The organism is Marinobacterium aestuarii (genome assembly GCF_001651805.1).
Taxonomy (GTDB): Bacteria; Pseudomonadota; Gammaproteobacteria; order Pseudomonadales; family Balneatricaceae; genus Marinobacterium_A; species Marinobacterium_A aestuarii.
In genome coordinates this window covers 2,499,238-2,520,225 of sequence record NZ_CP015839.1, presented here as the reverse complement: position 1 = coordinate 2,520,225, position 20,988 = coordinate 2,499,238, and the positions used below count along the sequence as shown (strand labels likewise).

Sequence of the window (20,988 nt, the reverse complement as noted above, 5' to 3'; positions counted from 1 at the left end):
GAAAGCCTCCATTGCCCCGCACCGACTGAAACCCAGCGACCCGCCTAGCATTCTCGAGCAGCCTCCTAAGGCTCCCACTTGCACTGCCCGGGCGGTGCAAAATGGCTCAGGCGCAAATGACCGTTCGCACGAACGCTGTAAGTGCATGCCGGGGCAGCGTCACGCCTCTGACCAAAAAGCCTGACACTTAGCCGGCCATCGGCGGCACGCGTCCAGTTACAGTTTTCCTGGCGCCAGTCGCAACAGGCCGTTGAGCCCGGCTCAATCCATTTCCGGTACTCTATACCGTGATCCCCGACTTCGACAAAGAGGCGCTGCTCGCTGTCGTTTTGAATGCAGAACGCCGATGCCGGGACGGGGGCAATCAGGCATGCCAGATACACCAGCACAGCCGGGACAACCTTGCTCATGGCTCCTCCCTAATGCGTACACTCATCATTGATATTAAAACGCCGTTGATACCGAAAACTGCGCAGTCACGGCGGCACTTTACCTTTACACAGATCTTGGCACTCTGGCGGAATTGCTGCCAAATACGCGGCAGCTCGGGTGCACGCAAGCCCTGAAGGGCACCCTCACAATCATCGATTGCAAAATTCAATTCCCACCGTCCCTGCCTCGGGCAAGGCCCGAGCTGACACCTAAAAGCCTAGGCGCCGGGCGCAATCGCCACATTCAGGGATCTGCAGTATCTTGCTGAACGCGACCCTGGCCCGCGTAAAGCTGTCGCTTTCGCTGGCTCGATACATGACCGGCACATAATATTCGAGTGAATAGAGCACCTCCCGACTGGCATAGGTCTGACAGTCATCATCAGAGCGGTAGGTACAGTAACGTAACTGGCTACGCATATCCCGCACCAGCGGCACCTCCTCAGAGGCCAGGCACTGGCGACGACTGTCGCTGAGGCTGCCAGTGACACTGTACTGCGTACAGATACTGATAACACCGCCATAGAGCCACGCCCGACCATCCGAGGCTTTGAAATAGGCGAGATCATGGGCTTTTTTCAGCACCAGCTTGCCGCCAATACCCGTACTGGCACTGACGTAGAACGGGATAACCGGCACCTGAGGCTCATGCAAACGGTCCTGATACAACTCTCCCCAGGAAGATTCAGGCCCGACACCCGCCTGAAGACTGGGGCTAAGCAATATAACGAACAAGGAAAATCTGACCAAGTTATTATTCATAGCACTACCCTCCACCACATAAAACAGAGCCTTGCTCTGTTAATGCACTGCTTTCAGGATAGCTGGCCGCAAGTATTATTCAAATCATAGAAATTCCGGCCGAAAAAAATAATTAAACCACGGATTTAAATACGTTTTTTAAAAATTAGAAACCAACCTTAAATTCTTCTTAATAACTGAAACCAAACTTAACCAGAACTTATAACAAGAATCATGCCCCGCCAGGATTTATCAAGGCAGGCAAGTGCTTTTATCCGTCGAACACATTTTCATTTTCAGGGGCAGCTCTCGCCGATGCACAAGGCAGTCGGCAATTCGATGGATTCTTCGCTGGCTTCACCGAGGAACATGCGGGCGGCCCACTGTCCCTTCTGTTCGCCCGGTTGCTCCACCGTGGTCAGCGACGGATACGCCTTGTCACCTTCACAGTGTCCGACGCCATTGACGCCGCTGCTACCGTAGCCCACAAGCCGCACATCCTGCGGCACCCGCAACCCCAGATCCTGTGCTGCCTGGATGGCGGCCACGGCAATCTGGTCGCTCATGCACAGCAGCAGGTCAGGACGCGGCTGACAGCTCAGCGCTTCGCGAGCCGCCTGCAGCGCCACTGCCTCGTTGCGGTCCGGAATATTCCAGATACGCTCCGCTGGCAGCGGGTAACCACGCTCGGTCAGCGCATCAAGGTAGCCTTTAAGGCGCTCACCCGCGATGCCTCTGAAGACATGCTGCAGCTCCTGTTGCTGCACGCGGCAAACACGGGTGGTGTCCAGTAGCCGCAGCCCCAGAATCGCAACCGTGGCCGGCGAGTGCTCCAGGGCATGCAGTGCACTGATCCGCGCCCCTCCGTAATTATCGACAGAGACCGAAGCACAGCCCTCCAGCACGCAATCCACGGCCACCATCCGCTTCTTCGTCTGCCGTAGAGCATCGATCGCTGGACTCAGTAGAACATCACCGTACAGGACATCTGCGTACAGAATAAAGCCGTCAACCATCGCCTCATGCAGGCGGCGGCATTCGCCATTCACACCGTAACCCGGCAACAACAGCAGGTTATAATGCTGGCTGTCCAGTACCCGGGCCAGCCCGGCCAGAAATGCCTGCGCCCCGGGGTCCGCCAGTACACCGCTGAGGTTGTCCGCCATCAGCACACCGACAATCCCGCTGTGACCGGCCTTATGGCGCCTGCCGCCATAAGGCCCGGCGTAGCCAAGCTCCCGACAGGTCTGCAGAATTCTGTGACGCAGCGCTTCCGACAGCTGATCCGGCCGGTTGAAAGCATTGGATATGGTGGCGGTGGACACCTGCAGGTGCTGCGCCATTTTTTTAAGGGTGAGCTTCTTGTTATTGTTTTGCATGATTAAATATCTGCCCGTTCCACGACGCAAGCCCTCGGGTTTATATATCGGCCCCCGGCACCAGCGAAAAAAAGCGGAGGGTATAAAACCCGTCCGCCTGACAAAGGAATCATTGAGGGTAATTCTCGTTTTCCAACGACTGGCACGGCGGGGCACTGCACAAGGCCCAGCTGCGCCTGGCGACTTAGAAAGTATAATTAAGTCGCATACGGGCCCCGGTTGCGCTGTCATTGTCGCCCACGTTATCCGCCGTAGATCCGGACACCGCAAAAGTAACACTGGCGGGCACCTCGAAAAACCTCGCCGACCAGCGGTACCCTTGGGTAAAATTCACAGCGTCTGATACAGCCATGGACTGATACCGATGAAGAAGCCACGCAGCGCCCTCAAGACCGATTTGTTTGCCGCCGATCAGCACCGGGAGAAGATCGACCGCCTGGGCGATCCGCTGGCGGAGATCAATCTGCACATCGACTTTTCTGCCCTGGCGGCGGCCGTTGATCAAGTTGCGCCGCGTCCGGTCAGCTCGCAGGGTGGCAGGCCTCCCTTCCCGACGGAGACGATGGTGCGAATTCTGGTACTCAAACGGCTATACAACCTGTCCGACGAGCAGATGGAATACCAACTGCTGGACCGCATGAGTTACCAGCGCTTTTGCGGACTCACGCAGATCAGTAATATTCCGGACCGCACCACGATCTGGACATTTGAGAACCGGATCGGTGAAGCCGGCGCCAGAGCCCTGTTTGACGGTGTAGCGGATCAACTGATGCGCCGGGGCTATATTGCGCGCGGCGGTCAAATTATCGATGCGACCCTGGTCCCTGCGCCCAAACAGCGTATTCGCAGTCATGAAAAAGACATCATTGAGCAACAGGCTACGCCCGCCGACTGGAAGCCGGCCCAGCGCCGCCAGAAGGATGTGGATGCCACCTGGACCAAGAAGCATGGCAAGAGTCACTTCGGTTACAAGCTGTCGATCAATGTCGACAAGCGCTATAAGGTGATCCGCGCTATTGAGACCAGCACCGCCTCGGTGCATGACAGCCGCCACTTCGAGCAGGTACTTGACCCCTATAACACCAGCCAGAATGTCTACGCCGATCGTGGCTATGCCAGCCAGGCGCGGGAAGCGGATCTCAGGCAGCGTGGCAATCGCCCTGAAATTCAACGCAAAGGGGCGCGTAACCGCCCACTGTCCGACTGCCAGAAACGACGCAACCATCGCATCGCCAAGATCCGCGCCCGGGTAGAACATGTGTTCGGGGCAATCGACCAGATGGGAGGTATGCTGATTCGAACCATCGGCCAGGCCCGGGCGAACGTTAAGATGACGCTGATGGCGACCTGCTACAACCTGAAGCGGTTGGTGTATTTACGCAGAGCCGGAATCGAAGCCTTCTGATGGCCACCGTAGGTCGAATCGCGCCCAGTAGGCCTGATTCGACCTAAGAGTAGGCATCAAACTGAGTAACTAAACTTTCACCTCGTCGAGAAATTGACCCTGCTTTTGTCGTCACCGTAGGGTCGTTACTAAATTTACCGAAAATCATCGGTTAATCGAGGTGCCCTGGCGTTATTAATATCAAGCAACGGCAGCGTGTAGGCCGCATAGACGGTGGTGACCTCAGGATCGGCACCGGCGACCAGATCCGTCTCGGAGTAAATCACACCGGCACCGAAAGCACCGTAGACAAGACTGGCACCGTAGGTATACACCTCGGTATCGGCGGTCTGGTCATCCAGCCAGGCGACGTTCAGGTTAACCAGCGCCTCACCCAAATCAAAGGTAACCCCGGCGCCGATACCTTCCTTCTCGATGGCGCCCCCGCCCACCAGTTCTACGTCCTGGTATTCATAACCCAGCCGGGCTGAGAAACCGCTCGCTGCGTAGGTTATCACCGGCCTCAGCCCCGTGAAGGCCTCTTCATCAGTACCGTCAACGTTGTCATCGCCAAACAGACTATTGAGCTCGAAACCAAAACCGCTATCCCCTTTCAGATGCAGGGCAATCTGGCCGCCATCGGTGCCGGCACGTCCGCGCACAGCATTGGCTTCATAAACCTGCGCAACCCCGCCACCGGCATGCACGACCAGCGTATCCTTGCCCTTGGGGAACAGATCGATGCCCTCCGACCAAACTGCAGGTCCCAGGCCTGATCACCGAACTGCACCCACATATCGTCGGTATGGGTGTCTGAATCCTTGGCCAGAATCAGCGTACCCTTGCCACGCACAAAATAACGTTCGCTCTGCACTTCACCGCGCAGGTTGGCTTCGACCCGGCCACCCTGCGTGTATTGAGTTGAGCCGACCGCGGTATCGATCGCATCCGTATTGATTTCAACGTTCGCATCGACACTGAAGGTAGGATTCAGTTCGACTGCCTGCACGGTGCTGGCGGAAAATGCTACCAGCGACAGCGAGGAAATGACAACAGCAGAGCCAAGCGGGGAAGACAGGAACTTCATTATTATATTTACCGTTATTATTTATTTAGGATTTTGATTTTAAACAGTGCTTAACATAAGACAGAAAAAACAATTAAAGTAATCGCTTAAGTTGCTGGAGAAATAATAATCGCACCTCAGCATCCAAATCAACAGTATCGCAGACTTAATATTTTCTTAATATTTTACAACTCGCCAGAACAAATCTGTTTTAACGGGCACTAATCACTCGAGCAAGAATACACACTTAATCATCCAGGAACACTTAGTTAATTAATAGCATCAGAAATACATAACCGTAAATACGATTATCTAGCCAGGCGTTTCTTTTTAGCACCACCGTAGGTGGGTGCAGGCCCGAAGGGACGCAACCCAATAATTAATCATCAAAAATAAACCAACGGTAGATGGGCTTCGCTGCGCTGCATCCTACTCGGTGGACGTGCAGGGCAAACGCATGAACGTTTTTTGAACAAACGAATCACTTCTGGTTGATTTTTGATGTGATCACCATGAAACTTGCCCATTTCTCACCATGATTCAGAACAGCCCAACACTGCTCGACCGTATGATGGCACTGGAAGATCCCCGTCAGGCCGCCAAATGCACCCACGACCTCGGCGGGGTCGTCTTCATGGCAACATGCGGGTTGCTCTGTGGTGCCGACGACTGGAACGCCATCGCACTCTTCGCTGAAGTACGCGAGGAATGGTTCAGGCAGTACCTGAAACTGCCGGGTGGCATACCCTCACATGATACCTTCAACCGCCTGTTCTCACTGCTTGATCCAGCTCAGTTCCGAGAGCTGTTCACCCGTTGGGTGCAGGATGTCCTGATCGACACGCCTCTCTCGGGCGTGGTTGCCATCGACGGTAAAACCGTGCGCGGATCCCGGTCGGGCAACCAGGGTGCGATCCATATGGTCAACGCTTGGTCGACGGAGCTGGGTGTCTCGCTCGGGCAATACAAGGTTGATCAAAAGTCTAATGAAATCAAAGCTATTCCCGAGTTGCTGGATATTCTGATGCTGCGCGGTTGCCTGGTGACGTTGGATGCAATGGGATGCCAGAAGAAGATTGCCAACAAGATTCTCTCGGCTGAAGCGGACTACCTGCTGGCGATCAAGCGCAATCAACGCAAGCTCCATGCTGAGGCGGATACCTGGTTCGATCGTTACTGGTCCGAGCACCCGGATGATGTGCCCGGTCTCTCGTTTGCAGAGGTTCACAGTAACACGCATGGGCGTCAGGAGCTGCGGCGCTGCTGGGTGCTACATGATCTGGAGAGCTGTCCGGTTGCCACATCCTGGAACGCCCGCACGATCGCAGCCGTCCAGCTGGATCGTAGCAGTGCCGGAACATCGACCAGCCTAGTGCGCTATTTTGTCTCCAGCAGGACCATGGATGCCAATGATGTACTTCAGGCAACGCGTCAGCACTGGCAAGTGGAGAATGGCCTTCACTGGGTGCTGGACGTGGCCTTCGGTGAGGATCAATCGCGTGCGCGGCAGGGCTATGCCGCTGAGAATCTGGCCACGTTACGACAGATTGCGCTGAATCTGCTGAAGCAGGACACCACTGTCAAAGTCGGGATCAAGAACAAGCGCAAGGGATGCGGCTGGAGTGACCGTTACCTGTTTCACATTCTCGGGCTGATCAAATAGTGTTCATGCGTTTGCCCTGGGTGGACGTGCCAAACATTCGCAATTTCTGGGTACGCTCCGCTTTTCCTATCCTGAGATAGGGTATTAAATTGTAAGAATTAAATCAGTACTACAAAACCTGCTCTCTTAAAATCTGAAAAAGGTTTCAGAAAAACGTCTGTAAATACCTGACATTAACCTTAAGCCATATAGACAAAAGGCCACCGGCATAAACCGGTGACCTCTCACGGCCTCAGGCCACTGACTGATTATCGTCCTGCTCAGCGCCATCAAACAGACTCCAGGTCAGCGACTCGATAACCGCCTGCCCTTCGGTCACGGCAATGACCGGTGCCTGACCGCCGCCCGGGCTGAAACACAGGCTTGTCAGTGAAATCAGCCCCCCGTTGACCAGCACTTCGAGGCTGCCATGATCACTGAACCACTCAAGCTCGATACGCGGAGCATTGCCCGCGGCGACAGAAAAATCATGGGCAAAATAACGCTCAAACCGTTCGTCACCACTTTGTCCTTCACGGCGATGCGACAGGCTCAGCGCGCCAGCTTCCAGGCTCAGTTCAAGATCCGGCCAGGCATACTGTTGCAAATACAACGCCACTGCGGCGCATGGCGACAGGGTCAGCGAAGTGCGACCATACCCAGGCCCCTGAGCGCCCTCATCCCGATAGTCCTGACCTGCACTCAGGGAAACGCTCGCAGGCAAGCTCTTCTGTGCTTGTGCGGCCTGGCCGCCGAATTCACGTGCAAAGTCCTGCCGCAGACGGATACCGGCGTCGGTCGCCACCAGCGCAAGCTCACGCACGACGCTCATGTTTCCGCGCCAGCCGTTTTCCGGTATCTGATTGGCATAGAGCCAGTTGTTCATCCAGGCAATCGCAAGGCGGCGTCCGTCGGCCACATCGGACCAGCTCTGAACCGCATAGAAATCCCGGCTTTCATCCATCAGCAGCACCTCAGGCGCTGCATTTTCGTTGTGAAAATGGACGCCATCGAAGTCACCGACAAAGTACTGCGTGAAAGATCCCCAGTTGTCTTCGGAGGCACCAACACCCACCACCAGCACCCAGCGACTGCCCTCGCCACCCTCTACCGGCAGCTCGAACAGGTCCGGACACTCCCAGGGGCCGGTCGTATGGCGACCCTGGCCGGCACCGAACTCACTGGCCAACGTCCAGTCCAGCAGATTGGTTGAACGATAGAAACGGATTGACTGACCGCAGGCCAGTGCCATGATCCAGTGCTGGCTCTGCTCATGCCAGACCACCTTGGGATCACGGAAATCCCGGAAGCCCGGGGGCGCTATAACGGGATTGCCGGCGTATTTCTGCCAGCTGCGGCCCTTGTCGCTGCTGTACGCGATGCACTGCTCCTGAACATAGTCATTCGGCGCATCGGACAGCACCCGGTGAGCCGTGTAGAAGGCTATCAGTCCCGGCTTGCCGCCAAACAGGCCACAGCAGTCACTGGAATCGACAATGGCGCTGCCGGAGAAGCACATGCCGTCGTCATCCGGCAGCAGTGCCGCATCCAGATGCGTCCAGTGTACAAGATCCGTGCTGACAGCGTGGCCCCAGTGCATCGGCCCCCAGACCATTGCAGCGGGATAATACTGGTAGAAAAGGTGATATTCGCCTTCAAAAAAGACCAGACCGTTCGGGTCGTTCATCCAGCCATTAGGCGGTGTAAAGTGAAATTCCGGCCGCGAGGGCGCGCCTTGCACCAAAGTATTTTCAAAAGACATACGCTATTCCAATTCCGTACTGTAATCCGGCACCGTTCGCAAACACTGCCGGGTGAATCTAATTGACTGCGGATAAGATCAGGGAGATCAACCGGCCATCGGCAGCATTTTTTCTGCGGCTTTGAGCTCCCGGGCTTCCTTGCGAAGACCTATGCTCTTGCCGGCATCATTGAACAGGTGACAGAAGCTGCGATTGAAACTGATCTCACGCTTATCCCTGGCAACGATATCGCTCAGGCCACCCACCAGCAGCGTCATGCTGATATCGCCCGCATAGTCGGCATAGACAAAGGTGGAGCCACCCAGGTGCTCGACAACATCGACATCGACACAGATGGCAACGTCCCCGCTGGCATCTTCCAGTACGTGTTCAGGACGGATACCAAGCTTCAGTTTGTCGCCTGCCGTGACATTGACAGTATTGGCAGGCATGTTAGTTTCACGACCACAGGGGAGCCTCAGTCGCAGCGTATCCGCTGTGACATCCGTTACATCACAGGTAATGAAATTCATCTGCGGCGAACCAATAAAGCCGGCCACAAAGTCATTTACCGGATTCAGGTAGAGCTCCAGCGGGCTGCCGACCTGCTCGACATGGCCGCTGCGCAACACCACGATCTTGTCCGCCAGCGTCATGGCTTCGGTCTGGTCGTGGGTCACGTAGATCATGGTATTGCGCAGTTCGCCGTGCAGCTTGGCAATCTCGACCCGCATTTTCACACGCAGCTCGGCATCCAGGTTCGACAGCGGCTCATCGAACAGGAACACCTTGGGATTGCGCACGATGGTGCGTCCGATCGCGACGCGCTGTCGCTGGCCACCGGACAGTGCCTTGGGCTTGCGGTCCAGCAGGGGCTCCAGCTGCAGGATGCGGGCGGCATCATCTACGCGCCGGGCAATCTCGTCCTTGCTGATCTTGGCCATTTTCAGCCCAAAGCCCATGTTTTCCCGCACCGTCATATGCGGATAGAGTGCATAGGACTGGAACACCATGGCAACGCCGCGCTTGGACGCCGGCACCCGGGTCACGCAGTCACCAGCGATGTAAATGTCGCCCTCGGTGATTTGCTCCAGCCCCGCAATCATGCGCAGCAGCGTCGATTTACCGCAGCCCGAGGGGCCAACAAACACCACGAACTCGCCATCCTTTATATCCAGGTCAATACCGTGAATGGTTTCAATATCGCCGTAGCGCTTGATCACCTGAGTCAGCTTTAAATCTGCCATTTTATTTTCTCCTGCCATCCGGGCGCAGCTATACCCGCCGGACGGCCTGCAATAATTCGATTTGCAAAAATTTGGTTACTACAGCTAATGCTCAGCCTGCGCTCAGCCCTTGATACCGGCGCCCGCCAGACTGGTGACAAACTTCTTCTGGAACATCAGGAATACCGCCAGCACCGGCAGCGTGACGAGAGAGGCGTAGGCCATGATCTCACCCCAGCTGGACTGGCGACCGAAGAAAATCTGGATACCCGGCATCAACGGTCGTGCGTCTTCGCCCTGCACCGCCATGATCGGCCAGATATACTGATTCCACATCAACAGGAAATGCAGAATTGCAACCGTCGCAAATACCGGTCCGGACATGGGCACGAGGATGTGGCGGTAAACCTGGAATGGCGTGGCGCCATCCAGTTCGGCCGCTTCGTCGAAGTCCTTCGGGATATCCCGGAAAAACTGATAGAACAGGAAGATAAAGAACGAGTTGGCGACAAAGGGCAGCATTTGCACATGCAGGGTGTTCAGCCAGGAGCTTTTCAGCACGAACATGCCCTGCTCCCAGCCAATGGAGGGCAATTTTGACGCCAGCAACAGAAGTGGCACCACAATCGCTTCCAGGGGAATGATCATCAGGGCAATAACCACCGACAGCACCACCTTCTGACCGCTCCAGGCCATGCGCGACAGCGTGAATGCCAGCAGACTGTTGACGAACAGTCCCAGGATCACGGTACCGCCGGTGATAAACAGCGAGTTCAGGAAATAGAGACTGACATTGCTCTTTTCAAATACATTGCGGTAATTATCCAGCGACAGCTCGCCTACCGGCAAAATGGCACGGATGGAATACAGGTCAGCAAAAATGGCCTGCTCCGGTTTGAGCGACGAGAACAGCATAAACAGCAGCGGAAACAGAAACACATAACCGATGCCCATCAGAATCAGGTACCAGCCCAGGGTTTTCAGATGCTTGACTGACATGTTATTTGTCCCCCTTACTGTCAAACAGACGTTTCTGGAATAACGCGATACCCAGAATCACCAGGAAAAAAATCACGCTGATGGCTGAACCGTAGGCAATATCCTGTTCGCGGAAGCCCTTAGTCACGGCGTGGTACATCACGGTCGAGGTCGAGCCCTGCGGACCACCCTGGGTCATGACATCCACCTGGGTAAAGAGCCCGAACGCCTGAATCGTGGTACTGATCACCACGAACACCACCGTATTACGCAGCCCCGGCAGTGTGATGTGCCAGAACTTGCTCCAGGCCCCGGCCCCATCCAGATCGGCCGCCTCGTAAAGATCCTGTGAAATGCCCTGCAGGCCGGCGAGAAAGATCAGCATCTGTACCCCCGCCGCCTGCCAGGCCGACATGATGACAATCGAGGGCATCGCCCAGTCCGGATCCCCCAGCCAGTCGATAGGGCCAATCAGACCAAAACTCATGGCCTGCAGATAATGGTTAAACAGCCCAAGGTCCTTGTGATACAGGAAGCTCCAGACAATCGACACCACCACGATCGAGGTCACCACCGGCGAGAAAAACACCGTACGAAACAGGAAGATACCCCTCAGCTGGCGGTTGATCAGCAATGCCAGCGCCAGTGCCAGACCGCACTGCAACGGCACCACCAGCAGCACGAACAGCAGGGTATTAATGAATGACTGGATAAAATGCGGATCCTTGGCCAGCACAATGTAGCGCTTTTCCCCCAGATCCCAGCTGGTGAAAAGCTTGTAGTCTGCCATGGCCGGATCGCTGCGCAGCAGCGTACGCAAACGCGGGTAATCAATCTGCCCGTCCTCATCACGCACAACCTGGCCGGCCTCATCGCGCACCGGCTCCTGCACCAGACCACTGACATTCAGCAGACGGTCATAGTTGCGCAGCCCCACCCAGCTGGTCTCATTGGGAGACAGCAGCCGCTGGTCGGTGAAGGACATGGCCACTGCCATAAAAAAGGGTACGACCAGGAACATGAAAAGCCCCAGTAATGCTGGCGTACTCATAAGGAATACATAGCGGCGGCGGGGTTTCTCGTCATTTTCCGGTTGCCGTGCCGCCAACACAGATGCCATCGGCCGCTCCTGTTTTAATACTGAAGTGTCTGCTTGCATGATTATAGGTCCCGCTGACTGGCTTAAGGCGCGACTGTGCCGTGTGGCCTCCACCGGGAGGCCGACATAACCGCATTACTAGCGCTTGGGAAGTTCAGTTAAGGGCTAGTTAAAGCCATAACCCTTGTTATCGGAGATATTGCGCTCGATGGTATCGACCGCCTGATCCAGGGAGTCCAGAACGTCGGCACCGTCCTTGATATTTCGCAGCATGGTTTCGAACGTGCTGGAAATAATCGGGTACGCCGGTGTTGCCGGACGAAGCTTGGCGTAGGCCGCCGAGTAGTCATAGAAGAAGCGCCAGTCACCACCGGTCCGGTAATGCTCAGTCAGTTCCGCAGCCGCCGGGGTAGACGGAATCATGCCGGTCGCCTCGGACATCGCCGCAATCTCGTTCGGCTGGAGAATGTAATCCAGAAACGCCGCGGCGCCCTCAGGGTGGGCACAACTCTGGGTAATGCCCCAATGCCAGGAACCACCACCCACCACAGGACCGCTACCGAAATCCGGTACCGGCATAACCGCCAGATCGTCGCCGAAGCTGGTCACATGGTTTGCCATTTCCCAACTACCCACGTAGTCAAGCGCGGCCCTTCCCTGACTGAAAGCCTTGTCGTCGCTCGGGTTACGGTCGACATAACCTTCGGCAAACAGATTCTGGAAAAACTCTCCCCAGGCAATCGCCTGTTTACCGTTGAGCACCCCTTCTACTGTGCGGTAATCGCTGCGGTCGATCTGGTCAGCACCGAAACTCTGTAGCATCGGTGCGTAGCCATAGGAATACCACTCACCTTTCCAGCCGGTACGCATATCCAGCGGGTATGCAAACTTGCCTGACGCTTTCAGTGTGGCCAGCGCCTGCAGAAATTCCTCTTTCGTCCAGGGCTGCTCGGTGGTCGCAATACGAATACCATGCTCTTTCAGTATCGAGTGACGGGAAAAGAGTGCCAGCGCCACTTCAAACTGACCCACCGAGTAGATATCGTCCTTGTAGGTTCCTTTTGCCGACTCGATAAGGCTGTCGAGCACCTCCTGAGAAACCAGTCCCTTGAGCGGGCGCAGATAACCGGACCAGGCAAAGTTCGGCACCACGGGCTGGTCCATATCCAGTACGCACGGAAGATCATTGGCCAGGGCGGCTGCCGTAACGGTCTCGGTATAGGAACCTTCGGGAATCATCTCGACTTCAATTTTCCAGCGTTGCTGCGATTGGTTAAACCGTTCGACAGCAGCCTTGCTGACGTCGATCTCAGCGATATTGGCGGTTTCATGGCGCCAGAGCTTTAATCTAGCGGGCTCAGCTGCCGCCTGAGCAGAAGTACCGATAGTCGCGAAAGACAACGTTGTCATCAGTGCGCCAGAGAGGAGGGTGGGTGTGAATTTATTCATGATCTACCTTTTATTGTTATCCAAATTTTTTGTTATGACGTCAGTAAATGCGATTCGCGCTCAATGACTGAAAAGGGTAAACGCCGGATGCTGTTGTCAGCCTGCGGTTTGAACAGATGGCCTAATGCCGCACGCCCCATTGCTAGATGCGGCAGTGCCATGGTAGTCAACCCCGGCGACAGATTGGGGGCAATCAGCCGCTGGTTGTCAAAACTGGTCAGGGCAATCTCATGCCCAACTCTGAGCCCAAAGCGCAGCAGCAAAAAGTACACCTGCATGGCGAACTCATCCTTGCCGCACACAATCGCCGTTGGCCTGGGCTGCAGCGCCATCAGGCTGTCCACCGCCTCCTGCGTCGAGCAGGAGCCCTGCCCGGCAAGCCCTTCACCCTGCACGACCAGGCGGGGATCAAAGGCGATCTCGGCCTGTTGCAGCGCCCGCTGGTACCCGGCCAGGCGCAGCCGCGCCGCTTCAATGCGCGGGTCCAGACTTATAAGGCCGATACAGCGGTGGCCCTGTTCAAGCAGCAACCTGGTGGCATCAAAGCCTGCCTGCTCATCGTCGGGTACAAAACTTGGCAGCTGTTCCACAGTACTGAAACAGTTCACCAGCACCGATGGCACCGTCAGCATTTCCGGCGGAACCTCCATCTCGCGGTGGAAGTAACTCGCCAATACCAGAGCCTCAACCCGGCGCTCCAGCAGCATATCCAGCGCCTGCTGCTGGTGGCGCCGATTGTGCTCTATATTCACCACCATCAGTATCTTGTCATGCTCACTGGCCACCTGCTGAGCCCCCAGCAAAATGTCACCGGCGTAGGGCTGTGTGACCACTTCATCGGAGAGAAAACCGATAACACCGGACTTCTGGTTACGCATCATGCGCGCTGCACTGTTGGGCCGGTAATTCAACGCTTCGATGGACTGCTGCACCCGCAGGCGCGTTTCTTCCCGCACCCCAGGGTCCTTGTTGACCACACGGGATACGGTCTTGAACGAGGTTCCTGCATGTTTTGCAACATCTTTAATCGAGACCATCGGAGCACAACCTGAGCGTTTACCGCCAAAAGACAACGTTGACAAACAATATTACCACTAGACAACGTTGTCAATAACGAAGCGCGTAAAAATGAACAAGACGTATAATGCTCCCGCCTCCGGCGCCGTAACGCACATCCGGCCGCCTTTTTTGCGCCACAAAGCCCTGATGCAGCCGCATATTATTGAAACATTTGAAATACGATCTGGCCTATTCTGTGGTATCACAAGAACGCAACGGGCCAACGGACAGCGATCTATGACGGAAACAGCACGCCAGAAAATTCTTATCGTCGATGACGAAGCGGACATGCGGGACCTGCTGCACGACCTGCTGGATGACAACGGCTTCGACGCCCTGGCGGTCACCAATGGCACAGAAATGCAGCAGGCACTGGCGCAATCGGCCTTTTCCCTGGTGATTCTGGACCTGCGCCTCAAGGGAGAAGACGGCATGCAACTGGCGCGCGGACTGCGGGCCGAATCCGGCATTCCCATCATGATGCTCACCGGCAAGGGCGACGAGACCGACCGCATCCTGGGGCTGGAACTGGCCGCCGACGACTTTCTGATGAAGCCCTTTAACGTGCGCGAACTGCTGGCGCGGGTGCGGGCCTTGCTGCGCCGCTCCGCAGGCATCATGGCCAAGCCCGAGGATCTGCACAGCCACCAGCGCCTGGCCTTTGGCGACTGGGTACTGGATCTCACCGCGCGCCAGTTGCAGCGCAGCGATGGCAGCGGCGTTGAACTGACCTACGGTGAATTCAATCTGCTTGAAGCCCTGGTCAAGGCACCCAATCGCATCCTGACGCGGGACCAGCTGCTGGAAATGACCCGCGGCGACAACAGCGAAGTCTTCGATCGCACCATTGATGTACTGATTCTGCGCCTGCGGCGCAAGCTTGAACCCAACCCGCGTCAGCCCCGTTACATTCGTACCGAACGCGGCCTGGGTTACTGTTTCCACGCCCAGATCAGTCGGCTTTAAAGCATGTACAGTGCCCGCGCCCGCCTGCTGCTCGCCTTTGCCTGCATCACCCTGGCCGCCCTTGCCCTGGCCATCGTCGGCTGGCGTGGCCTGAGCGATACCGAACAATCGCTGGAGCGCCTGCGCGACGAAATACTGCCGGATATCTCCCACTCACTGGAGCTAGCCGAACGCACCGCCAGCCTGGCGTCGCTGGCGCCCTTCGTCGCCGAGGCATCGGCCCCCTTTCAACTGCAGCACGACCGCCAGCAGCTGCAGCAGCGCGTCGAGCAGCTCAAGAACCTGGCCGGCCGCATTCGCCACCTCACCTCGGCGCCGGCCCTGCGCAGCCTGCTCGAAAAGCTCTATGCCACCCTGGACGAACTGATTTCCCTGACCCAGCAGGAGCTGTTCCAGCGCGAAGACCTGCGCCAGCTGCTGTACCAGCTACAGCAGATTGGCAGCCCCGGCGCCAACACCGCGAGCCTGAATGAAAGCAACAGCCAGGCCATCGATCAGCTGCTGGCCGCCGCCTCTGCGTCTTCACGCGAACTGGCGCTGATAGAGCAGCGCTTTGACGCCCGCATCGAAAAAGACACGCCCCTGCACAGCCAGGCTCAGCAGATATTCGAGCTGCGCCACCAGCAACTCGACGTCAAACAGCGTCAGGCCTATCTGCTGGCGGCAGTGCGCGCCATCTCCGAACAGCTGTCCACCGAGGTCAAGGCCTTCGTCGACAGCCTGCAAAGCCGTTTTGAGCTCCAGCACGGCGCCCTGGCCGCAACCATCGACCAGGGCAAGGTGCGCATACTCTGGATCAGCCTGGTGGCCCTGCTGGCACTCGCCGCCGGCGCCACCCTGGTACTCACCATGACCCACAACCTCAAGGCCGTGACGCGGCTGATGACACGCCTGGCTTCAGGCGTTACCGAGCAGGCGACGCCTGCGGTGCAGCGGCGCGATGAGATCGGCAGCCTGGCCCGGGCCTTTAACGTTTTTCGTGAAAACAGCCGCGAACTGCAATCCATGGCGGAAAACCTGCAAAAACAGCAACGCCTGCTGCAAACGGTGTTCGACAATATCAACGACGGCCTCAGTGTATTCGACCGAGAGCAACGCCTGATTGCCTGGAACCCGCGTTATCTGAGTATCTTCGACCTGCCCGCCGGTGAGATACGCCGCGATCTGTCGCTGGATCACGTACAGAACCTGATGGCGCGCAATGCCCACAGCAACCGCACCCTGGACAATCGCCAGCTGGACATGACCCAAACCAACCTGCAACGCCCGGAACAGGCTATTCGCTTTGAGCGCTACTACCAAGATGGCCGTGTGATCGAATTTCGCAGCCAGCCCATGCCCGACGGCGGTTTTGTCACCCTCTACAGCGATCATACGGACCGCAAGACCATAGAATCCCAGTTGCGCCAGGCACAAAAAATGGAAGTCCTGGGGCAGCTCACCGGCGGCATCTCCCACGACTTCAACAACCTGCTGGCCGCCGTCATCGGCAACCTGCAGCTGCTGGAGCAGCAGCCAGACCTGGGCGACAAGGTCAGCCGCTATAGCCAGCGCGCACTGGCCGCTGCCGAGCGTGGCGCCAGCCTGGTGCAACGGCTGCTGGCATTTTCCCGCAAGCAGCAGCTGCATCCGGAAACACAGCAGCTCAATGCCCTGATCGACGGCATGATGGATCTGGTGGAATACAGCGTTGGGCCCCATATCGACATTCAAACCCGGCTCGAGGCGTGCGATGACTGGATCTATGTCGACCCCGGCCAGCTCGAAAACGCCCTGCTCAACCTGGCCCTGAACAGCAGCGCCGCTATGCCCGACGGCGGCACCCTGAGCTTCAGTACCCGTGTAGTCAGCGGCATCGACGACGCCAGCGCGGCCGATCGTCCTGCGCGCGTGCAAATCGAAGTGCGGGACACCGGCAACGGGATTCCGGAAGAGCTGCTGGAGCGGGTATTCGACCCCTTCTTCACCACCAAGGACGTGGGTCAGGGCAGCGGCCTTGGGCTTAGCATGGTGTACGGTTTCGTCAAGCAATCCGGTGGTGATATCGATATCCAAAGCGTGCCCGGCCAGGGTACCTGCATCCGTATCAGCCTGCCGCGCCACAGCGCGGCCAGGGCCCCGAAGGACACTGTGCCCAATGGGCCCCGCCCACAGGGCAACGGCGAGCTTGTACTGCTGGTGGAAGATGATCATCTGGTGCTGCAGGCGGTGGAAGACATGCTGGCAGAACTCGGTTACGAGCCCCTGGCGTGCCGCAGTGCCGAAGAGGCCCTGGCGTGGCTGCAGGCCAACCCCCTGCCCGACCTGGTGCTGAGCGATATTAACCTGGGCACCGGCCAGACCGGCATCCAGCTGCGCCAGACGCTGCAGCAACAGTGGCCTGGGCTGCCCTGTATTCTGGCGTCCGGCCTGCCACGGGATCAGCTCAGCAAACGCTATGGGCTGGCAGCGCACAGCAGCTTTATCGCCAAGCCCTATCGGCTGGACAGCCTGGCCCGGGCCATCGCCACCGCCTTGCAGGCATAGGCCTTACCGCCGGCATATCCTCGACATTCACCTGGGGCTCATTTCCCGGCATTCGTAGCTTCATTCCCGGAATTCGTAAACTCATTCAGGCTACCTGGCCTGCTCTTGCTCTCCCTTTCGCTTTTCACTTTTCACTTTTCACCCCTTTCTCCCAGCACCCTTGTTTCAATTGTTAACAGCACGGCTTTTGGCCGACATTCGGTGTTCATGCAGCGGTTCTCTAATGACCCTACCGAGTACAGCAACACAAAAACAACAATTGGAGTTCCATCATGAAAAAGCAACTCAGTGCTCTCGCCATCGCCATCGCCGTCGCCTCTCCCTTCACCTTCGCCGCCGAGCAGACCATCGTCGGCCTGATCACCAAGACCAACACCAACCCGTTTTTCGTCAAGATGCGCAAGGGTGCCGAACAGAAAGCCGAAGCCGAAGGCATCAAGCTGCTGTCCTTTTCCGGCAAGTTCGATGGCGACAATGATTCCCAGGTTCAGGCCATCGAGAACCTGATCGCCGCCGGCGCCAAAGGCATTCTGCTGACCCCGAGCGACCCTGTCGCCATAGTGCCGGCAGTTGAGCGTGCCCGCGAAGCCGGCCTGCTGGTGATCGCCCTGGATACCCCGCTGTCCCCCGCCAGCGCCGCGGATGCGACCTTCGCCACCGACAATTTCAAGGCCGGTGTACTCATCGGTGAGTGGGCCAGGGCACAGCTGGGCGACAAGGCCGACAGCGCCAAGATCGCCATGCTGGATCTGAACAGCAGCGCCATCACCGTGGATGTCGCCCGTGACCAGGGCTTCCTGCAGGGCTTCGGTATTGATCTGAATGACCCTAAAAAGATGGGTGACGAAACCGATCCGCGCATCATCGGCAACGAAGTGACTCAGGGGGCCGAAGAAGGCGGCCGCACCGCCATGGAAAACCTGATGCAGAAGGACCCCGGCATCAATGTTGTATACACCATCAACGAACCGGCGGCGGCCGGTGCCTATCAGGCCCTCAAGGCGGTTGGCAAGACCGACGTGCTGATCGTGTCGGTGGATGGCGGCTGCCCCGGTGTGAGCAACGTCCAGGATGGCGTTATCGGGGCCACCTCCATGCAGTTCCCGCTGCTCATGGCCTCCATGGGCGTGGACGCCGTTATCGAATTCGCCAAGACCGGCACCAAGCCGCAGGCCTCTGAAGGTCTGGACTTCGTCAATACCGGTGTTGAACTGATCACCGACCAGCCGGTTGAGGGCGTGTCGTCCAAAACCTCCGCTGAAGGCCTGGAACTCTGCTGGGGCTGATAGCCCACCGGGTCAGGCGACCTTTAGCCGCCTGACCCGGGAACAGAGCTACTGCCGTATAAAAGCCCCCGTTCTCTTGCGGCCTGCCAACAACAATAGGTTCTCGCTATGACCACTACGCAGAATGCCAAAGTGCAGACGGCTGACCATGAAAAGGTCGCCAATGCCGCCGGCGGCGACTTCGCGACCTTCAAGGGCGCACAGGTCTCCCTGGCTGACAGACTCCATCAGTTTTTTCACAAGTACCCGGTCGCCGCTCCGACCATAGTACTGCTCGCCGCCATTGCGATCTTTAGCTCGATTATTGGCAGCCGCTTTCTCGACCCCTTTAACCTGTCCCTGATCCTGCAGCAGGTCACGATCATCGGTGTACTGGGGATCGCCCAGACCCTGATTATCCTCACCGCCGGTATCGACCTGTCCGTCGGGGCCGTGATGGTACTGACCTCCGTCATCATGGGCCGCATGGCCGTTGAGGTGGGACTGCCGTCAGGCATGGCCCTGAGCATAGGCCTGATCGCCGGCGCCGTGACCGGCTGGATAAACGGCCTGCTGGTAACCCGCTTCCGCCTGCCGCCCTTTATCGTCACCCTGGGTACCTGGAACATCTTCTTTGCACTCAACCTCTGGTATTCGCAGAGCGAAACCATCCGTTCCCAGGAAATTGAAGCCGTCGCCCCCCTGCTGCACTGGACAGGTACGGCCATCGATATCTTCGGCGCCCGCCTGACCTACGGCTCACTGCTGATGCTGGGGCTCTTCGTCGTCGTCTGGTATGCCCTCAAATGGACCGCCTGGGGCAAGCATGTTTACGCCACCGGTGATGATCCCGATTCCGCCAAACTGGCAGGGATTCGTACCGATCGTGTGCTGATGTCCGTGTATGTGGTGGCCGGTGTGCTCTGTGCCATTGCCGCCTGGGTGCTTATCGGCCGTATCGGCTCGGTCAGCCCCCAGGCCGGCATGATGGCCAACCTCGACAGCATCACCGCCGTCGTCATCGGTGGCACCAGCCTCTTTGGCGGTCGCGGCTCGATCTTCGGCACCCTGATGGGCGCCCTGGTGGTCGGCGTGTTCCGCAATGGCCTGGCCCTGGCCGGTGTGGATGTGCTCTGGCAGGAGTTTACCGTTGGCGCACTGATTATTGTCGCCGTTGGCGTCGATCAATGGATCCGGAAGGTATAAATCATGACTACCGACAAGAAAATCGTATTCCAGGCCCGGGGGCTGGTAAAACGCTACGGCCATGTCACCGCCATCGACCATACCGACTTCGACCTGCATGCAGGTGAAGTACTCGCCATTATCGGTGACAACGGTGCCGGCAAATCCTCCCTGATCAAGGCACTGTCCGGTGCCCTGGTGCCCGATGAAGGCGAGATCACCCTGGACGGCAAGCCCATTCACTTCAAGAGCCCGATGGACGCCCGCGCTCTTGGCATCGAAACCGTGTACCAGAACCTGGCCGTATCGCCTTCGCTGGACATCGCCGACAACATGTTCCTGGGTCGCGAGCGCCGTCGCCCCGGCATCCTGGGGTCGGTGTTCCGCATGCTCGACAAGAAGGGCATGCACGATGAAGCCAAGGCCAAACTGGCAGAGCTGGGCCTGCTGACCATCCAGAATATCAACCAGGCGGTGGAAACCCTGTCCGGTGGACAGCGTCAGGGGGTTGCCGTAGCCCGGGCCGCCGCCTTTGCCCGCCATGTGGTCATCATGGATGAACCCACGGCCGCCCTGGGTGTGAAGGAGTCGCGCCGGGTACTGAACCTGATCAACGATGTGCGCGCCAAGGGCCTGCCGGTGATTCTGATCAGCCATAACATGCCCCATGTGTTTGAAGTGGCCGACCGGATTCATATCCATCGCCTGGGCAAACGCATCGCCATCATCAAGCCCGATACGCACACCATGTCCGAGGCGGTGGCCATTATGACCGGCGCTCTGAACCCTGAAGATCACCCCGCCGGCGCCTACGCCGCCTGAACCAGTTTGGTGCGGTCGCAAGGCCGCG

The 20,988-nt window shown here is 57.6% G+C and carries 18 protein-coding genes; 7 read left to right on the top strand and 11 right to left on the bottom strand.

The window, feature by feature from the left end; genetic code table 11:
- Positions 1-65 precede the first annotated feature (65 nt).
- The 3 genes from A8C75_RS11080 to A8C75_RS11070 form a co-directional block, all read right to left on the bottom strand.
- Positions 66-410: a hypothetical protein gene (locus tag A8C75_RS11080; protein WP_067382030.1), complete on the bottom strand. Its 345-nt coding sequence runs from the start codon at positions 408-410 to the stop codon at positions 66-68.
- A gap of 231 nt (positions 411-641) precedes the next feature.
- On the bottom strand, positions 642-1,193 hold the full coding sequence (locus A8C75_RS11075; protein WP_157890263.1) for a hypothetical protein: 552 nt from the start codon (positions 1,191-1,193) through the stop codon (positions 642-644).
- A gap of 275 nt (positions 1,194-1,468) precedes the next feature.
- On the bottom strand, positions 1,469-2,551 hold the full coding sequence (locus A8C75_RS11070; protein ID WP_067382024.1) for a LacI family DNA-binding transcriptional regulator: 1,083 nt from the start codon (positions 2,549-2,551) through the stop codon (positions 1,469-1,471).
- A gap of 364 nt (positions 2,552-2,915) precedes the next feature.
- Between A8C75_RS11070 and A8C75_RS11065 the strand changes: the two genes are divergently transcribed.
- On the top strand, positions 2,916-3,956 hold the full coding sequence (locus A8C75_RS11065) for an IS5 family transposase (protein WP_067382021.1): 1,041 nt from the start codon (positions 2,916-2,918) through the stop codon (positions 3,954-3,956).
- A 134-nt stretch (positions 3,957-4,090) separates the two neighbouring features.
- On the opposite strand, the gene A8C75_RS11060 is transcribed toward A8C75_RS11065, so the two are convergent.
- Both A8C75_RS11060 and A8C75_RS23930 read right to left on the bottom strand, forming a co-directional pair.
- On the bottom strand, positions 4,091-4,642 hold the full coding sequence (locus tag A8C75_RS11060) for a carbohydrate porin (RefSeq protein WP_236954755.1): 552 nt from the start codon (positions 4,640-4,642) through the stop codon (positions 4,091-4,093).
- Positions 4,549-5,022: a hypothetical protein gene (locus A8C75_RS23930; protein WP_067382015.1), complete on the bottom strand. Its 474-nt coding sequence runs from the start codon at positions 5,020-5,022 to the stop codon at positions 4,549-4,551. Before A8C75_RS23930 ends, A8C75_RS11060 begins: the two co-directional genes overlap by 94 nt.
- 514 nt (positions 5,023-5,536) lie before the next feature.
- Between A8C75_RS23930 and A8C75_RS11050 the strand changes: the two genes are divergently transcribed.
- Positions 5,537-6,664: an ISAs1 family transposase gene (locus A8C75_RS11050; protein ID WP_067382012.1), complete on the top strand. Its 1,128-nt coding sequence runs from the start codon at positions 5,537-5,539 to the stop codon at positions 6,662-6,664.
- A 232-nt stretch (positions 6,665-6,896) separates the two neighbouring features.
- On the opposite strand, the gene A8C75_RS11045 is transcribed toward A8C75_RS11050, so the two are convergent.
- From A8C75_RS11045 to A8C75_RS11020, 6 genes are all read right to left on the bottom strand, one after another.
- Positions 6,897-8,405 carry a glycoside hydrolase family 32 protein gene (locus tag A8C75_RS11045; protein ID WP_067382010.1) on the bottom strand — a complete coding sequence of 503 codons (1,509 nt, stop codon included), beginning with the start codon at positions 8,403-8,405 and terminating at the stop codon, positions 6,897-6,899.
- An 87-nt stretch (positions 8,406-8,492) separates the two neighbouring features.
- On the bottom strand, positions 8,493-9,632 hold the full coding sequence (locus tag A8C75_RS11040) for an ABC transporter ATP-binding protein (protein ID WP_067382007.1): 1,140 nt from the start codon (positions 9,630-9,632) through the stop codon (positions 8,493-8,495).
- A gap of 102 nt (positions 9,633-9,734) precedes the next feature.
- On the bottom strand, positions 9,735-10,610 hold the full coding sequence (locus tag A8C75_RS11035) for a carbohydrate ABC transporter permease (protein WP_067382004.1): 876 nt from the start codon (positions 10,608-10,610) through the stop codon (positions 9,735-9,737).
- Position 10,611: 1 nt separating this feature from the next.
- Entirely contained in the window at positions 10,612-11,709 is a 1,098-nt protein-coding gene (locus A8C75_RS11030; protein ID WP_227819890.1) for a carbohydrate ABC transporter permease, read from the bottom strand.
- A gap of 144 nt (positions 11,710-11,853) precedes the next feature.
- Positions 11,854-13,098 carry a sugar ABC transporter substrate-binding protein gene (locus tag A8C75_RS11025; protein WP_084783982.1) on the bottom strand — a complete coding sequence of 415 codons (1,245 nt, stop codon included), beginning with the start codon at positions 13,096-13,098 and terminating at the stop codon, positions 11,854-11,856.
- A 71-nt stretch (positions 13,099-13,169) separates the two neighbouring features.
- Positions 13,170-14,174, bottom strand: a complete 1,005-nt coding sequence (locus A8C75_RS11020) for a LacI family DNA-binding transcriptional regulator (protein ID WP_067381998.1) — start codon at positions 14,172-14,174, stop codon at positions 13,170-13,172.
- Between the two features lie 259 nt (positions 14,175-14,433).
- On the opposite strand from A8C75_RS11020, the gene A8C75_RS11015 reads away from it, so the two are divergent.
- From A8C75_RS11015 to A8C75_RS10995, 5 genes are all read left to right on the top strand, one after another.
- Positions 14,434-15,162, top strand: a complete 729-nt coding sequence (locus tag A8C75_RS11015) for a response regulator (protein ID WP_067381995.1) — start codon at positions 14,434-14,436, stop codon at positions 15,160-15,162.
- Between the two features lie 3 nt (positions 15,163-15,165).
- A complete protein-coding gene (locus tag A8C75_RS11010) occupies positions 15,166-17,688 on the top strand; it encodes a PAS-domain containing protein (protein WP_067381992.1) in 2,523 nt (840 codons plus the stop codon).
- Positions 17,689-17,960: 272 nt separating this feature from the next.
- The gene (locus A8C75_RS11005) at positions 17,961-18,974 is read left to right on the top strand and encodes a sugar ABC transporter substrate-binding protein (RefSeq protein WP_067381989.1); all 1,014 of its coding nucleotides are present in this window, start codon (positions 17,961-17,963) and stop codon (positions 18,972-18,974) included.
- A gap of 108 nt (positions 18,975-19,082) precedes the next feature.
- A complete protein-coding gene (locus A8C75_RS11000; protein WP_067381986.1) occupies positions 19,083-20,159 on the top strand; it encodes an ABC transporter permease in 1,077 nt (358 codons plus the stop codon).
- Between the two features lie 3 nt (positions 20,160-20,162).
- The gene (locus A8C75_RS10995; protein ID WP_067381984.1) at positions 20,163-20,960 is read left to right on the top strand and encodes an ATP-binding cassette domain-containing protein; all 798 of its coding nucleotides are present in this window, start codon (positions 20,163-20,165) and stop codon (positions 20,958-20,960) included.
- Positions 20,961-20,988: the final 28 nt, after the last annotated feature.

Bases quoted from the DNA above. Each gene is read 5' to 3' on its own strand.
- A8C75_RS11080 (WP_067382030.1), bottom strand. From the start codon at position 410: ATGAGCAAGGTTGTCCCGGCTGTGCTGGTGTATCTGGCATGCCTGATT.
- A8C75_RS11025 (WP_084783982.1), bottom strand. From the start codon at position 13,098: ATGACAACGTTGTCTTTCGCGACTATCGGTACTTCTGCTCAGGCGGCA.
- A8C75_RS11020 (WP_067381998.1), bottom strand. From the start codon at position 14,174: ATGGTCTCGATTAAAGATGTTGCAAAACATGCAGGAACCTCGTTCAAG.
- A8C75_RS11010 (WP_067381992.1), top strand. From the start codon at position 15,166: ATGTACAGTGCCCGCGCCCGCCTGCTGCTCGCCTTTGCCTGCATCACC.
- A8C75_RS11070 (WP_067382024.1), bottom strand. From the start codon at position 2,551: ATGCAAAACAATAACAAGAAGCTCACCCTTAAAAAAATGGCGCAGCAC.
- A8C75_RS11075 (WP_157890263.1), bottom strand. From the start codon at position 1,193: ATGAATAATAACTTGGTCAGATTTTCCTTGTTCGTTATATTGCTTAGC.
- A8C75_RS11065 (WP_067382021.1), top strand. From the start codon at position 2,916: ATGAAGAAGCCACGCAGCGCCCTCAAGACCGATTTGTTTGCCGCCGAT.
- A8C75_RS11015 (WP_067381995.1), top strand. From the start codon at position 14,434: ATGACGGAAACAGCACGCCAGAAAATTCTTATCGTCGATGACGAAGCG.
- A8C75_RS11005 (WP_067381989.1), top strand. From the start codon at position 17,961: ATGAAAAAGCAACTCAGTGCTCTCGCCATCGCCATCGCCGTCGCCTCT.
- A8C75_RS11045 (WP_067382010.1), bottom strand. From the start codon at position 8,405: ATGTCTTTTGAAAATACTTTGGTGCAAGGCGCGCCCTCGCGGCCGGAA.
- A8C75_RS11000 (WP_067381986.1), top strand. From the start codon at position 19,083: ATGACCACTACGCAGAATGCCAAAGTGCAGACGGCTGACCATGAAAAG.
- A8C75_RS11035 (WP_067382004.1), bottom strand. From the start codon at position 10,610: ATGTCAGTCAAGCATCTGAAAACCCTGGGCTGGTACCTGATTCTGATG.
- A8C75_RS10995 (WP_067381984.1), top strand. From the start codon at position 20,163: ATGACTACCGACAAGAAAATCGTATTCCAGGCCCGGGGGCTGGTAAAA.
- A8C75_RS11050 (WP_067382012.1), top strand. From the start codon at position 5,537: ATGATTCAGAACAGCCCAACACTGCTCGACCGTATGATGGCACTGGAA.
- A8C75_RS23930 (WP_067382015.1), bottom strand. From the start codon at position 5,022: ATGAAGTTCCTGTCTTCCCCGCTTGGCTCTGCTGTTGTCATTTCCTCG.
- A8C75_RS11040 (WP_067382007.1), bottom strand. From the start codon at position 9,632: ATGGCAGATTTAAAGCTGACTCAGGTGATCAAGCGCTACGGCGATATT.
- A8C75_RS11030 (WP_227819890.1), bottom strand. From the start codon at position 11,709: ATGGCATCTGTGTTGGCGGCACGGCAACCGGAAAATGACGAGAAACCC.